Annotated in this window: 15 protein-coding genes; 5 read left to right on the top strand and 10 right to left on the bottom strand. The window is 44.9% G+C overall.

The features are described 5' to 3' along the window. Window positions 1–46: 46 nt before the first annotated feature. From AB1Y31_00130 to AB1Y31_00120, 3 genes are read left to right on the top strand one after another with little or no spacing between them, the layout of a single operon-like run. The gene (locus AB1Y31_00130) at window positions 47–613 is read left to right on the top strand and encodes a thioredoxin fold domain-containing protein (GenBank protein ID MEW4981580.1); all 567 of its coding nucleotides are present in this window, start codon (window positions 47–49) and stop codon (window positions 611–613) included. Then, complete coding sequence (locus AB1Y31_00125) at window positions 610–1,095, top strand: DnaJ domain-containing protein (protein MEW4981579.1); 486 nt, start codon at window positions 610–612, stop codon at window positions 1,093–1,095. The genes AB1Y31_00130 and AB1Y31_00125 overlap by 4 nt, the downstream gene beginning before the upstream one ends. Then, complete coding sequence (locus AB1Y31_00120) at window positions 1,085–2,863, top strand: SLC13 family permease (protein MEW4981578.1); 1,779 nt, start codon at window positions 1,085–1,087, stop codon at window positions 2,861–2,863. Before AB1Y31_00125 ends, AB1Y31_00120 begins: the two co-directional genes overlap by 11 nt. Before the next feature lie 26 nt (window positions 2,864–2,889). Here AB1Y31_00120 and AB1Y31_00115 read toward each other — a convergent pair whose 3' ends face one another. Both AB1Y31_00115 and yjgA read right to left on the bottom strand, forming a co-directional pair. Next, window positions 2,890–3,495, bottom strand: a complete 606-nt coding sequence (locus AB1Y31_00115; protein ID MEW4981577.1) for a hypothetical protein — start codon at window positions 3,493–3,495, stop codon at window positions 2,890–2,892. Between the two features lie 59 nt (window positions 3,496–3,554). Then, window positions 3,555–4,061: a ribosome biogenesis factor YjgA gene (gene yjgA, locus AB1Y31_00110; protein MEW4981576.1), complete on the bottom strand. Its 507-nt coding sequence runs from the start codon at window positions 4,059–4,061 to the stop codon at window positions 3,555–3,557. 92 nt (window positions 4,062–4,153) lie between these two features. On the opposite strand from yjgA, the gene AB1Y31_00105 reads away from it, so the two are divergent. Further along, on the top strand, window positions 4,154–5,551 hold the full coding sequence (locus AB1Y31_00105) for a CUAEP/CCAEP-tail radical SAM (seleno)protein (GenBank protein MEW4981575.1): 1,398 nt from the start codon (window positions 4,154–4,156) through the stop codon (window positions 5,549–5,551). Here AB1Y31_00105 and AB1Y31_00100 read toward each other — a convergent pair. Together AB1Y31_00100 and AB1Y31_00095 are read right to left on the bottom strand one after the other, a co-directional pair. After that, complete coding sequence (locus AB1Y31_00100) at window positions 5,548–5,736, bottom strand: hypothetical protein (GenBank protein ID MEW4981574.1); 189 nt, start codon at window positions 5,734–5,736, stop codon at window positions 5,548–5,550. The genes AB1Y31_00105 and AB1Y31_00100 overlap by 4 nt on opposite strands. Further along, window positions 5,737–6,066, bottom strand: coding sequence for a DUF2007 domain-containing protein (locus AB1Y31_00095; protein MEW4981573.1), 330 nt, complete (start codon window positions 6,064–6,066; stop codon window positions 5,737–5,739). 38 nt (window positions 6,067–6,104) lie between these two features. Here AB1Y31_00095 and rnd point away from each other — a divergent pair, with 38 nt between their 5' ends. Continuing rightward, a complete protein-coding gene (rnd, locus tag AB1Y31_00090; GenBank protein ID MEW4981572.1) occupies window positions 6,105–7,259 on the top strand; it encodes a ribonuclease D in 1,155 nt (384 codons plus the stop codon). A 6-nt stretch (window positions 7,260–7,265) separates the two neighbouring features. Here the strand turns inward: rnd and AB1Y31_00085 are convergent, their stop codons facing one another. From AB1Y31_00085 to AB1Y31_00060, 6 genes are all read right to left on the bottom strand, one after another. Beyond that, the gene (locus AB1Y31_00085) at window positions 7,266–9,311 is read right to left on the bottom strand and encodes a LysM peptidoglycan-binding domain-containing protein (protein ID MEW4981571.1); all 2,046 of its coding nucleotides are present in this window, start codon (window positions 9,309–9,311) and stop codon (window positions 7,266–7,268) included. After that, window positions 9,299–9,916 carry a hypothetical protein gene (locus tag AB1Y31_00080; GenBank protein ID MEW4981570.1) on the bottom strand — a complete coding sequence of 206 codons (618 nt, stop codon included), beginning with the start codon at window positions 9,914–9,916 and terminating at the stop codon, window positions 9,299–9,301. Before AB1Y31_00080 ends, AB1Y31_00085 begins: the two co-directional genes overlap by 13 nt. A 45-nt stretch (window positions 9,917–9,961) precedes the next feature. Then, window positions 9,962–10,300, bottom strand: coding sequence for a type 1 pili tip component (locus AB1Y31_00075; GenBank protein MEW4981569.1), 339 nt, complete (start codon window positions 10,298–10,300; stop codon window positions 9,962–9,964). 176 nt (window positions 10,301–10,476) lie between these two features. Continuing rightward, window positions 10,477–10,962 (bottom strand): hypothetical protein, encoded by a 486-nt coding sequence (locus AB1Y31_00070; GenBank protein ID MEW4981568.1) that lies wholly within the window; start codon window positions 10,960–10,962, stop codon window positions 10,477–10,479. A gap of 206 nt (window positions 10,963–11,168) precedes the next feature. Continuing rightward, on the bottom strand, window positions 11,169–11,630 hold the full coding sequence (gene ssb, locus AB1Y31_00065) for a single-stranded DNA-binding protein (GenBank protein ID MEW4981567.1): 462 nt from the start codon (window positions 11,628–11,630) through the stop codon (window positions 11,169–11,171). A 64-nt stretch (window positions 11,631–11,694) separates the two neighbouring features. Next, on the bottom strand, window positions 11,695–13,089 hold the full coding sequence (locus tag AB1Y31_00060; protein ID MEW4981566.1) for an MFS transporter: 1,395 nt from the start codon (window positions 13,087–13,089) through the stop codon (window positions 11,695–11,697). Between the last annotated feature and the right edge of the window lie 58 nt (window positions 13,090–13,147).

The raw sequence follows: 13,147 nt of genomic DNA, 5'->3' as shown, positions 1-13,147 counted from the left end.
GTAAGCTTAGACAAAATTATAAAAAATGTTGTGAATTAATCGACAAATGTTAAAAATAAACTCGACAGCTTTTCGCCTCGTTCTCAGCAGCCTTTTATTCATTTGCTCACCCGCTACAACAGCGCTTTCTGAGACAGCAAACAGCAACAACTCACGAGCTGATTTCTTTCACAATTTTTCAGGCAGTTTAGCGACAGAACTTGCGCTCGCTAAGGAACAGAAAAAGTTCGGTGTGCTGTTGTTTTTTAGAACCGCGCACTGCCCATTTTGCCTCAGAATGAAAGACACAGTCTTTAATCAAACAAGCGTACAACAGTATTATAAATCGCACTTTCGGCTGCTAGACATCGACATTGAATCGGCGCAACACTTAACCGATGAAAAAAACCAACGCCTTAGCCATATCGACTACGCAAAAGCACACCGTGTTAGACTCACACCAACCATTGCCTTTCTCGACCTAAATGGCGAATTAACATACCGACAAGTCGGCATGATTGCAGACCCAAAAGAGTTCATTTGGCTTGCTGAATACGTTATCAGTGGGCAAACAAAAGTACAGAATTTCACCACCTATAAAATGCATAAGCGCAGCAGAAACCACGCCCAATGATTCGACTATTTTTACTGATTGCAATTGTTCTAGGTGTTCTATACCTCGTTCGCTGGTTTTTAACGACACCAGCCGAAACCGTTGCCGCTAATATTCGTAAGTCACTTTGGCTTTTATTGGGGCTTGGGCTCATTTTTCTCGCCATTACGGGCAAACTCAATATCATCTTCGCCTTTATTGGCTCGGCGGTCCCTCTGATTGCAAGGCACTTGCCGAATGTTTTACGGGTTATGGGCATTGCGAAATCGATAAAATCAGCGCGCACAGATAAGCAAAACATAAACCAGCCTCCCTCTAAAGTCATGAGCCAGCAAAAAGCCCTCAGCATTCTTGGGCTACAGGAAGGTGCCTCAAAAAAAGACATTATTCAGGCACACAAGCGCTTGATGCAAAAATTACACCCTGACAAAGGCGGTTCAGAAGACCTTGCAACACAAATAAACCACGCAAAAGACACTTTATTAAAAGAGCATGAGCACTGAACAAGTTTTAATATTTTCCATTTTATTCGCCACCCTAGTGTTATTTGCGTGGGGAAAATGGCGATACGACATTGTTGCCCTAGCCGCCATGACCGCCGTGCTCTTATTTGATCTGGTCACGCCTGATGAAGCATTCGCTGGATTTGGTCACCCCGCCGTTATTACCGTTGCCGCTGTACTCATTATCAGCCAAGCCTTAAAAAATGCCGGCGTCGTCGACGTGGTTGCCGCCTATTTATTGCCGCACACGAGTAATGCCATTATTCACATTGCGCTACTCACGGCTATCGTGACGTTCTTTTCAGCCTTTATGAATAATGTGGGCGCACTTGCCCTATTACTACCTGTAGCCATTGCCACCGCAAAAGAACATGACCGCTCTCCCGCCATGGTATTAATGCCCTTGGCTTTTGGCAGCATCCTAGGCGGCATGAGCACCATGATTGGCACACCGCCAAACATTATCATTGCCAATTATCGCGCCGAAATCACAGGCACGGCTTTCAGCATGTTCGATTTTTCACCCATCGGCTCTATCATCGCCTTCATTGGTGTTCTCTTTATCACCCTTATTGGCTGGCGGTTGATACCCAAACAACGCTTTGAAGAAAACCCGCCTGAACAATTGTTTGAGGTCAGCGATTATTTAACTGAAGTGAAGGTAATGGCCGACAGCCCGTTAATAGACCTTGCGGTTAACGAAATAGAACACCTTAAAAGTAATGATATTGGTATTGTTGGCGTTACGCGAGGCCATCGTTTTGCTCTCAATACAAACCCAAATTATGCTTTAAAAGAAAATGATATTTTGATTCTACGAGGCGACCTTCTCGCCTTGCAAAGCAAATTCGCCGATAGCAATCTTGAATTCCAAACCGCTAGTGGGAAAACCTTTGATGATTTAACCGATGGTGACCTTACTCTCACGGAGTGTGTCATTACCGCTACCTCGCCCTTAGTTAATCGAGACGTATCTTATTTACGCCGCCGAACCGCTAACTCGGTGGCTGTTATCGGCCTTGCTCACGAAGGAAGAATGCTGCGTAAGCGCCTACGCAATCACAGCTTCAAAGTGGGTGATATCCTGCTTTTACAGTGCGAAAAGGCTTTTGTCAGCGATATGCTCGTCGAATTAAACTTATTACCGCTCGCCAAACGGGATATTCAAATCGGCCAACAGCGTCGCGTACTGATGGCGCTAGCTATTTTTATTGGCGCAATTATTATAGGCGCGATGAACATTCTGCCGATGGCAGGCTCATTTATTTTAGCCATACTGCTGTACTCCGTAATGGGGTTCTTACCGGGGAAAGACGTCTATCGTGATGTCGATTGGCCCATTATCATTCTGCTCGGCGGCATGATTCCTGTGGGTCGGGCCTTAGAAAGCACCGGCGCGACCGAATTAGTCGCTAGCAGTATCGTAAACATAACCGATGGACTGCCCATTTATATGGTGTTAACGCTCATTCTAGTCATCACCATGTTTCTATCCGACATTATTAATAACGCGGCAACCGCTTTAGTGATGGCACCTATTTCAGTGGGCATAGCAAATCAGTTAGGCGTGAACATAGACCCTTTTTTAATGGCGGTTGCCATCGGTGCATCTTGTGCATTTCTAACGCCTATCGGGCACCAGTCAAATACCTTAGTAATGGGCCCGGGCGGTTATCAGTTTGGAGATTATTGGCGAATGGGCTTGCCACTGGAACTTATCATCACGGTTATTTCTGTACCGCTTATTTTAACCGTATGGCCGCTTTAATAACGGCCACACACCCAACAAACCATTTAACGAAGAATAATATCTGCTAGATCGATGACATCAATAACGGTTCCATTACCTTCTAGAACACGAACCACTTTATCACCCACACGACGAATTTCCTCGCCATCGCGCAATGCCGGTAATCGCCTTTCTAACTCATAAGGGATACGTTCAGAGTGTCTTAAAATATCGGCATCTAACACTTCACCTCGGGCCACCTTAGTTTGCCAGCCTGGCGGTAACTGACCACCTCGTTCTAGCTTCTTTTGCAAACCATACGGCATGTTTTTACTTTTATTTTTCTGCTTCTTTTTATCTTTTTTATTGCTCCGCTTAGCAACATCCGCACGGTAATAATCTTCTATGTGTGACCGCTCAGAGTTACTGAAGTTACGTTCTGACTTTTGCTGATGCTCACTTTTCTTTTCTTTAACTTTTTTAGCTTCAACTCTATCGTCAGCGTCTGTGCGTTGAACTTTCTCAGCACGACCAAACCATCGATCCCAAAAAGACTCACTATGCTCAGCCTTACCAGCCACGTTTGCTTCCGGCTTAGCCGCCTGCACTGCTCCTGCCGATAATAAAAGAAACATCGCTAGCGCACTTATCCTTACTCTTTTGTTCAACATAATCATCCCTTTATTTATGAGTACTGACTGACTATACACAGCGTTAACTGAATAGCTTGTTAATCCGATATTGATATATCCTTTATATATTGGAATATTTTACGTGCCGCGGCAGGCGGTTTCTGCTTTTCAAGCTCGTGCTTCGCTTTGCGTTGAAGCTGCCTAATATGTTGCCTATCCGCTTGCGGGAAACTCTCTAAAAATTCACTCAGCGCAACATCACCTTGTTCAACCAGCTTATCGCGCCATTGCTCCATTTTATGTAAACGGGAAGCAGCCGCTCGGTCTTTATCTAGCTGGCGCTCAATGGCCTGTTTCATTTCTTCAACGTCGGTACTACGCAGTAATTTCCCAATATATTTAAACTGTCGTTTAATCGCGCCGCCTTTGGTTAGTTTTCTCACCAAAATAATCGCTTGTCTTAAGTTGTCACTCAATGGCATAGCCTCAAACTGATCTTGCGACAGATCTGCAATCGTTTTGCCCAATGACACGAGGTCATCGGCCTCTCGCTTAATTTGTGTCTTACTGATCAGCTCAGCTTCTCTTGCTTCTAGTTCGTTCATTAAATATAGATCCAATTCAGATTAATGACATGCTATCAAATTAAGCGTACTGTGGTTCGATACAATTAATTTTTTATTAACAATAAGTACCGATGCAAAACAAATTAAACATTTTATTGATCAGCCCTTACGACCTTGGTCGCCAACCATTTGCCCTAGCGCACGCCCGTACTTGGTTGAAAGAAAGTGGTTTTAATGTCGAATGCTTAGACTTATCCATCCAACAACTTGAGCAAAAAGCTCTAAAAAAAGCCGACTTAATCGGCCTATACCTCGGCATGCACACCGCCACCCGCATTGCGTTAAAGGCCTTACCAAAAATCAATCAGTACGCGCCCAAAGCCAGCTTGTTTTCTTTCGGCTTATACGCGCCATTAAATCAAGACATTCTTAGCCAGCAAAAGGTGCGCTATTTCTTTGGCGGTGAAAGCGAACCCGATATTCTACAGCTGGCCAATCAACTGGCGCAGGGAGCGGATTCCAATATCGACAACACCATCGTTCGCACAACAAAAATTGATTTTAAATTACCGGATAGAACTGCTCTGCCAGCTTTATCAAAATACGCAAAACTAATTCCCGCACCCGGCCAGCAAAAAAACTTGGGCTTCATAGAAACATCACGTGGTTGCAAACACGTCTGTCGTCATTGCCCTGTTACCCCGATTTATAAAGGAAAATTCCGTATTATTCCCTTTGATATCGTGATGCAGGATATCGCTCAGCAAGTTGATATGGGCGCTGAACATATTTCATTTGGTGATCCCGACTTTTTTAATGGCCCAACTCATGCCAAGAAAATTATCTTCGCCATGCATGAACAGTTCCCTCAACTCAGTTTTGACGCGACCATCAAGGTTGAACATATTTTAAAACATGCCGATCTATTAGCTATTTTGAAAAAAACCGGCTGCCTCTTTATTACCTGCGCGGTTGAATCTTTTGATGACGATATTTTATTAAAGCTGGATAAAGGGCATACGCGTGCTGATACCTACAAAGCGGTCGAGCTAATAAGACAAGCTGGCATTGTGATATCACCAACCTTCGTTCCCTTTTCCCCTTGGATGAGTTTACAAGGATACCGAGATTTATTACACGACGTCGTCAGCTTGGGCCTTATTAACGAAGTTGCTCCCATACAACTGGCGATTCGCCTGCTCATTCCAAATGGCTCTTATCTATTAGAACTGCCTGGTTTTGAAAAATTAATCGGTGACTTTGATGCAGATACCTTAGGCTATCAATGGCAACATACAAACCCTGATGTCGATCAGCTTCAACTTAATATCATGGAAATTGTTGAACACGCCGAGCAAGAGGAACACGCTCGATACCAAACATTCTCTACGATATGGCAAGCCACACACGATGCGCTGAACATAGCCACACCCGCCCTCGCCGCCAGCCCTGCTAAACACGTGCCTCACTTATCAGAAGCGTGGTATTGCTGCGCAGAGCCTACTGAGGAGCTTATCAATAGCTTCTAACCCGTCATCACCAGAAAGACCACGAATAAAATCACCGCTGCTATAGGCAACAAGATACCGGCCCAGTCTTTTTCCGCCTCTTCACTTTGTTTAAGTGCCGCCTTAATGCCCGGCCTAAACCAAAAAATAACCAATAAAGCCACCGCGCCTAACGCCAATTGCTCCCAGAGTGCCATGCCTATCATTTAACCTTCCCCACTAATTTCATTCGCTTTTTCTTTTTCGCAATTCCAACAATGCGTGAACTGCCCATCACTTTCTTCACCACAAAACTGGCAAAGCCAAGCCGGCAAATTTTGCTCGCCTAATGGGTCACTGGCTAAATGTTTCTGCGCCACCGCTTCGTCCCGATCATCCGTGATCCAAAGCTCAGGCCAACACTCTATCGGCGGCAATTCACCCGCCGCACTGCCCAAAAATTCATTTTTAATTTGGCACGCAATATCGTGTTGCTCTAGATAATTTCTCCAAAAAGCCACCTCGATAAAATTTTGCGCTGAAAAAACCTTAATCATCGTTTACACTGCCTCAACTTCTCACAACCCTTACCGTTATGACTCAACCCCAATATATCGATACAACCGAACAACTCACCGACTTTTGCAATGTTATAAAAAGCGTACCGTGGTTAGCTATCGATACCGAATTTCAGCGGGAAAAAACCTACCGTTCAATACTCGCGTTAATCCAAATCGCCACGCCGGATATAGTCGCTATCATCGACCCGCTGGCCTGCGACATCAACCCCTTATTGGATGTTTTAAGCGATAAAAATATTTTAAAAATATTTCATGCCGCTCGCCAAGACCAAGAGATCTTTTACGACTTACGTGGCGAACCTTTATCACCCGTTTTCGATACTCAAATCGCCGCCCCGATTCTAGGGCACCCCGAACAAGCCGGTTACGCGCGCTTAGTCGACGATATCTTGGGCGTGCAATTAAGCAAAGCCCATTCCCGAACCGATTGGCTCCGCAGGCCTCTGAGCGATGAACAAATAACCTACGCCGCAGACGACGTCATCTATTTAGCCAAGCTGTACCCATTATTAGAAAACCAGCTTAAAGAAAAAGACCGGCTCAACTGGCTAGCACCCGCCTTTGCCGATTTATGCAAAGCCTCGTTATATGCCAACCCACCTGAATTCGCTTGGAAACGGATCCGCGCTGCCAAACGCTTAAAAGGCGCATCACTATCCATTTTACAAAAAGTCGCCGAATGGCGTGAAGCACTCGCACAAACAAAAAATATTCCGCGTGGCTGGCTAATCAAAGACGACGTCTTAATCGACATCGCAAAACTCAAGCCGAGCAGCATTCATTCCTTATCGAGCATTCGCGGTGTTTCAGAAAAGTTTGCCGATAAATTTGGTAACACTATCCTTCAGTTAATTAGCGCTGCCGTCGATAAAAAACCTAGTCCACTAGAAGCACACAAAAAACCAAAAAAAGTGACTGAAAAGGAAGAAGCGCTAGCCGATCTTTTGATGGCACAGGTCAGGTTAAAAGCAGCCACTGCGAACGTTAACCCCACCTCACTCACTAATCGTAAAGAATTACTGCAATTAATCCAAGGTCAACGGGATATTGAGTTACTCAGTGATTGGCGAAACGACATGGTTGGCAAGGACCTCATCGCCACACTCGATGGTAATAGCAGTTTTAATGTTGTCTCTGGAGAGTTAATTATCACACCCTCTCAAGCATAAAGCGGGTTACTGCGAGTTTTTGTGAATCTGAGGAACCATCAACCGAGCACCCGCACTAATGTGGTTAAAATCAATCGCTGTGTTGTATTGCCGTAATAACCACATTGGCACATTCCGTTGTTGCGCCAATAACCAAACAGAATCGCCTTTCGCCAAGGTTAACACCTCTGTTTGCACAACGCTAAATCGTTTGAAAAAGTCATCCTGCAATTTTTGATGATAAGCCAATCTTTTCTGTTCAAATGCAGGCTTTTCAATCTGCGAGAAATCTAGTTTCAATCGCTTGCCAACCACCAGTCGAGACCTCGAACTCATCTTATTAAGCCGTCTCAATGACGTCGTTTTGACTGATAACCAATCAGCAAAGTGACCCAGTGTTTCATTACTTTGAATTTCTACTGAGCCATTGTTAGAGACCAAATAATCATTGGGATCCGCCCTTAAAGTATGTTCTCTAGCCCTTTGCTTAGGATTAAGCACCTTCGCATTTGCGGTAAGCGATAAAACAATAGGATCTTGTCTCAACCTTAGTTTCTGGCCAACGTATAAATAATTCTTATTCTTCAGCTTGTTCAATACCAAAATATTCGCCTCAGACACACCGGCTTTACGGGCAATAACCGATAAGCGGTCACCCTTTCTCACGCTATAAAAAACAGCATCTGGCGCGACTTGCTGCGCACCTTTTAATTGCTTTCTGGCGGCACTCGGTAGCTTCAACACCTGACCAATACGAATTTGATGTCGACTTCTAAGGGCATTAATCGCCACTAGCTCAGTGGTGCGAACTTTAAACCGTTTAGCAATTTTTGATAGCGAATCACCACGCCGCACTTTATATGAGACATCCGGCTTTTGCTTTGCCGATTTCTCATCCCGCGGAATACTCGCTATTAATTTTTTTGACGTCGCGCCGCCTGACTTAACCGGTACGCGAAGTCGATAGCCTTTTGGCACGTATTTACTATTCGACCAAATAGTGGACTGTAACGCGGGGTTCAGTGATTTAAAGATATTATTCTTCACACCGAAGGCGGTCATCAAGCCTTGCGCCGTGTAGTACGACGGCAATTTAACCTCTTGAATAAGCATTCTCTGCTCGCGCTGTATTCGTCCAAAATAGGTTGACGTATTTTGATCAATTTCATTCGCAGCAACAAAGGCATTATAAAAGTTGCGCGAGGCAAACCCGAACGTGCGCCCCTTATACTCGCGCACTATTTTTGCAATATCGGTGCCTCCGGTCGCTTTAACCGCCCTCCGCATACCTGCCGCACCATGGTTATACGCCGTTAATGCCAATGGCCAAGTACCCGTGATTTGATGGTTGTCTTTTAATAATAAGCCCGCCGCCCTAGTTGCTAAAAAAGGGTCTAGCCGCTCATCTACCACGTGATCTATACGCATAAATCGACGACCCGTTGAACGGGTAAATTGCCATAAGCCTGCTGCGCCAGCATGTGACCGCGCATCAGATCGAAATGAAGATTCAACGTGCGGCAAAGAGGCTAACTCATGCGGAATGCCCAACTTATCAAATTCTTCCTTAATAAACGGCTGCCATCGCCCAGACCTGACCAAGCCGCGTTTGAACCTGTCCGACTGGCCCAGCTGAAATCTCAAGCGCTTGGTCGCTGCCTTAAACTCTTTACTGCTTGTTCCCGTTGGCCATAAGCCTTTTACATGCCGATAACGCGCCCTATCTAGCCGTTTATTGGGGTTCGCCGCGAGGTAAGTCAAAATACTTTTATAATATTTTTTCTTTTGTTTAATCGCTTTTTGACGGGCTTTGTAGCTCATCCCAGCGGCAAATGACAGTCGCTCATAAATAACGTTTAAATGCTGGCTATCATGAATCAAGCCTTCGGTTGTGCTCACTTCTGTATACACTTTTAGCCAGAAATTAACATCCGGCTTTAGAGTATTGGGGAGCGGAAAGGCCTGCGTGTCCCTAGCCAGTATTGCGCACGGCAATAAAGCCAGAATAAGTCCGGCACAAATCAAGCGATAGCTTTTTTTTGCCAGAACATCCATAAAGATTAAAACGGCCAAATTGACCAACCAGCGTCTAAATTTGATTCACAGCCTTTTAACTGCGACGAATAACGTTTCGCTTCGGCACCGACTTTTTTTGCCACCCGTTGTAACCAAGGTTTAGCCAAGTACGTACCACGGCTGTAGCCACCGTGACCTTCGTGATAGGCAAGGTATTGTTTTTCTCCATCCCACTTGGAAACCCCCAGCTTACGCTGCGTTACATTCGTATACCAGCCTATAAAGTCGGCCACATCGGCAAAGTCATCTCGATCGGCACCATAATTATCAGTCGATTTCATATACCAATCCCAAGTCGAATCTTGCGCCTGCCCGTAGCCGTAGGCACTTGATGATCTAGGCAAGGGAATCATGCCTAAAAACCAGTCCCGTGGCGGCTTAACGTCCGACTGAAAATGCGATTCTTGATGAATAATAGCCATTTGCACCGCTATCGGCGTGCCCCACTTTTCCTGTGCCGCCAAGCTCGCTGCGTACCAATCATCTTTTTCATAATAAATTGAACAAAGGTTCGTTTGATTCTTTGGTGGCGTTGTTGCACAAGCCAACTGAACAAGCGCCAAGGCACACAAACATAGCCATTTCACGTACCTTTTACGCATTCACAGCAACACCACAGCTTAACCCAACGATGTCATCAGCCAACACTAAACAAGGTCAACGTTTTGTTTGAGTAAGTCACTGTATTTCTTTTTTAATCCGCTGAATAACGGCGTGAGTCCCGCATCGTTATATATCGGGTCGCCAAATTCATCTTCAGCAATAATTTTATCGCCTTGAATATACGGTAACGTTTCTTCCAAGCCATCCAATGCCGTGCGTAAAAGGTCTGTAATCATTTGAGTATCCGTTCTGTTTGGATACATTTCTGCCAACGCTAATAAGCGAGCGGCGTCATTGGCCGATAATCGAATAGAGTAACGTTCCTCTGTCAATACTGTCGATCCGCCCAAGCTCCATTGTTCCAATAATTCTTTTAATTTCATCGAGAACTCCTGTTCAGCTAGTTTTAACCATAACACTGGCCCAGTCTTATTGAACCAATCAGTAATGCGTACATCTTAGACATAAAAATGCCATGAAGTTAACTATCAATTAAAAAGAATATCGGAGTAATCACTTTTCAATCCGCCTCGAGCATGGAGTAATAAGCAGCTTAACGCTATCGGCCTTTTTCCCAGGCATCAATACCTATAACAAATTTTTTCGCCGCTTGCTCTAATAAGGCCAAAAACTGCTCGTGCTCGCTCAGTTTCATCGCCTCCCAAGCACGCTTTATATCCGCGTCCGCGTCGGCCATTATCGCTGCATCTAATATCTGCTGATACGCCCTATTGAGCGAACTGATCATCGAGCTCATCTCAGCTTTCCCAACATTGCCTTCCGTAAGCACCATCATACAGGCCGCTTCTGGTGCCCTCTGCAAAGACTCTTCACTAGACATCGCACTAAGCACCGCCCATTCATCAACGTAGTACTTTCTTAAGCTTGTTACCAAGTGCATCAAACACAACATACTCGGCAAATCTTGGAGTAGTGTTGGATCACCTCGGCTAGCGGCTAATTCCGCCGCCACCTTAAGTGAAGGCGCAACAATCATCTGATATTCTTCGGGGCTTAGCCAATCTGGCTGGTTTACATTCGACATACTTCTCAATCATTCTTAAGTGTTAATCAAATAGCATGCGATGAACACTATCCTATTCAATTTTGAATATTCATTATAGTGGATGCATACAACTAACACGGTGAAAAGCTTAAGGTTATTTTCAACAATTCTTTTGCCGTAAATAAAAAAGAGCCTGTAAAACAGGCCCTTATCATTTCAATTCAATAACTTTTTATTATGTATTCCTAAAACGGAATATCATCATCAAAATCATCCATCGGCGCTGTCGGTTGAGCAGGTGCTGATGAGAAGTTGCTTGGCTGAGACTGCGACTTCGAAGCTGGCGAGAACTCCGCTGAACCGCCGCCTCGACTGTCCAACATTTGCATGGTGCTACCTTTTATTTCAGTGGTGTAGCGGTCTTGCCCACTTTGATCTTGCCATTTACGCGTTTGCAATGAGCCCTCAACATAAATTTTTGAACCCTTCTTTAGGTATTCACCTACCACTTCTGCCAAACGGTTGAAAAACACCACTCGGTGCCACTCTGTTTGCTCTTTTTGCTCACCGGTATTTTTATCTTTCCACGTTTCTGATGTTGCTACCGTAATGTTTGCCACTGCGCCACCGCTTGGCATATAACGAATTTCTGGGTCTTTACCCAAGTTGCCTACCAAAATTACTTTGTTTACGCCTCTACTTGCCATCTTGTGCTCCGCTTGTTCGTGCCCCTACCGAGGCGTTTAAATTAAACCTATTCGTTAATGAAGCTTATCTTTCCGAAGGATTAGAAATGATAATATCCAACGCCGCTTCATCTAAAAATTCATTATCCACTTTCAGGTAAGCAGTTGAATCATCAACTGAAATACCTACATCCAACACCCCTTTTATGGCTAATAGCTTATCAGTTATCTCCTGCGCTTGCTCGGCCGTTTCAACGACCACGTGTTTCAATAAGCTGCTCATGTGTCGCGGTGATTTCATGCTAAACGCAACCAAAGCCCAAACAAACAAAATACCAGCACAAACCAGAAAGACCTCGGACAAACCGTAATGATTCCATACCAGCCCACCCATTAGGCCGCCGCAAAAAGCACCAAAAAACTGCGCGCTAGAATAAACCCCCATTGCCGTTCCTTTGCCACCAGCAAACGCTATCTTCGAAATCAAAGAGGGCAGACTCGCCTCCAATAGATTAAAGGCGGTAAAAAATATAAATAACGACACCACCATACCCCATAGGTGACCGCTGAATAAGTACAGGCCAATACTAGCAAAAGATAAAGTCGCCACGGCACTCACAAAAACGGTTTTCATTTTGCGTTTTTTTTCTGCAATGATAATAAACGGCACCATTGCAACTACCGACAAACCCAGCACGGGTAAATACACCATCCAGTGATCTTCAGCCGCAATACCGAGCTTACCGCGCATTAATAACGGCAAAACAACAAACATCGCCGTCATCACCAAATGTAAACAGAAAATACCAAAATCTAAGCGCAGCAATTGCCCATCTTTTAATACCTTGCCCATCAAGGCGGGTATCGGTTCTGCGTCCTTGTGTATGGTTACTTTTTTTGGCTGGGGCACCACCTTATGCAGTATCACAATCCCAATTGTTGCCAACACAGCGGTAAACCAAAAAATACCACTCAACCCGACCACCGCAGCCAATATTGGCCCAAGCACCATGGCTATACCAAACGAAATACCGATACTGATACCGATAGTCGCCATTATTTTTGTACGGTTTTGCTCCAACGTTAAGTCGGCCGCCAAGGCCATCACCGCTGCCGCAACCGCGCCACTACCTTGCAATGCGCGGCCAGCAATAATGCCATAGATACTAGTGGACATAGCCGCCACAACACTGCCGCCAACAAATAACAATAAACCAATGGTGATAATCTTTTTGCGGCCAAAACGGTCCGACATTAAACCAAATGGAATTTGCAATAACGCCTGCGTTAAACCATAAACACTGATAGCTAAGCCCAACAGCACCGGCGTGATACCGTCAAGATTCTCCGTATACAAAGACATCACCGGCAAAATCATAAACAAGCCGAGCATACGCATTGAAAAGATGCCCGCCAAGCCAAGGCTTGCTCTTTTCTCTTGCTCGCTCATTGTTGATGATCGGCCTAACGAATCATCCATAATTACTTTGCCTAGACTTTCAAAAGAGGGGTATATTAACAGGTTTGGCGCTATAAAT

Source organism: Cycloclasticus sp., from assembly GCA_040743155.1.
In the GTDB taxonomy this organism is placed as follows: Bacteria; Pseudomonadota; Gammaproteobacteria; order Methylococcales; family Cycloclasticaceae; genus Cycloclasticus.
This window is presented reverse-complemented; position numbering and strand designations above follow the sequence as displayed.

What these genes read in the sequence shown, in the direction of transcription:
- yjgA (MEW4981576.1), bottom strand. Translation starts at nt 4,061, where the DNA reads ATGAACGAACTAGAAGCAAGAGAAGCTGAGCTGATCAGTAAGACACAA.
- AB1Y31_00100 (MEW4981574.1), bottom strand. Translation starts at nt 5,736, where the DNA reads ATGATAGGCATGGCACTCTGGGAGCAATTGGCGTTAGGCGCGGTGGCT.
- AB1Y31_00060 (MEW4981566.1), bottom strand. Translation starts at nt 13,089, where the DNA reads ATGGATGATTCGTTAGGCCGATCATCAACAATGAGCGAGCAAGAGAAA.
- AB1Y31_00120 (MEW4981578.1), top strand. Translation starts at nt 1,085, where the DNA reads ATGAGCACTGAACAAGTTTTAATATTTTCCATTTTATTCGCCACCCTA.
- AB1Y31_00080 (MEW4981570.1), bottom strand. Translation starts at nt 9,916, where the DNA reads ATGCGTAAAAGGTACGTGAAATGGCTATGTTTGTGTGCCTTGGCGCTT.
- AB1Y31_00125 (MEW4981579.1), top strand. Translation starts at nt 610, where the DNA reads ATGATTCGACTATTTTTACTGATTGCAATTGTTCTAGGTGTTCTATAC.
- AB1Y31_00095 (MEW4981573.1), bottom strand. Translation starts at nt 6,066, where the DNA reads ATGATTAAGGTTTTTTCAGCGCAAAATTTTATCGAGGTGGCTTTTTGG.
- AB1Y31_00075 (MEW4981569.1), bottom strand. Translation starts at nt 10,300, where the DNA reads ATGAAATTAAAAGAATTATTGGAACAATGGAGCTTGGGCGGATCGACA.
- AB1Y31_00115 (MEW4981577.1), bottom strand. Translation starts at nt 3,495, where the DNA reads ATGTTGAACAAAAGAGTAAGGATAAGTGCGCTAGCGATGTTTCTTTTA.
- AB1Y31_00070 (MEW4981568.1), bottom strand. Translation starts at nt 10,962, where the DNA reads ATGTCGAATGTAAACCAGCCAGATTGGCTAAGCCCCGAAGAATATCAG.
- ssb (MEW4981567.1), bottom strand. Translation starts at nt 11,630, where the DNA reads ATGGCAAGTAGAGGCGTAAACAAAGTAATTTTGGTAGGCAACTTGGGT.
- AB1Y31_00130 (MEW4981580.1), top strand. Translation starts at nt 47, where the DNA reads ATGTTAAAAATAAACTCGACAGCTTTTCGCCTCGTTCTCAGCAGCCTT.
- rnd (MEW4981572.1), top strand. Translation starts at nt 6,105, where the DNA reads ATGACTCAACCCCAATATATCGATACAACCGAACAACTCACCGACTTT.
- AB1Y31_00105 (MEW4981575.1), top strand. Translation starts at nt 4,154, where the DNA reads ATGCAAAACAAATTAAACATTTTATTGATCAGCCCTTACGACCTTGGT.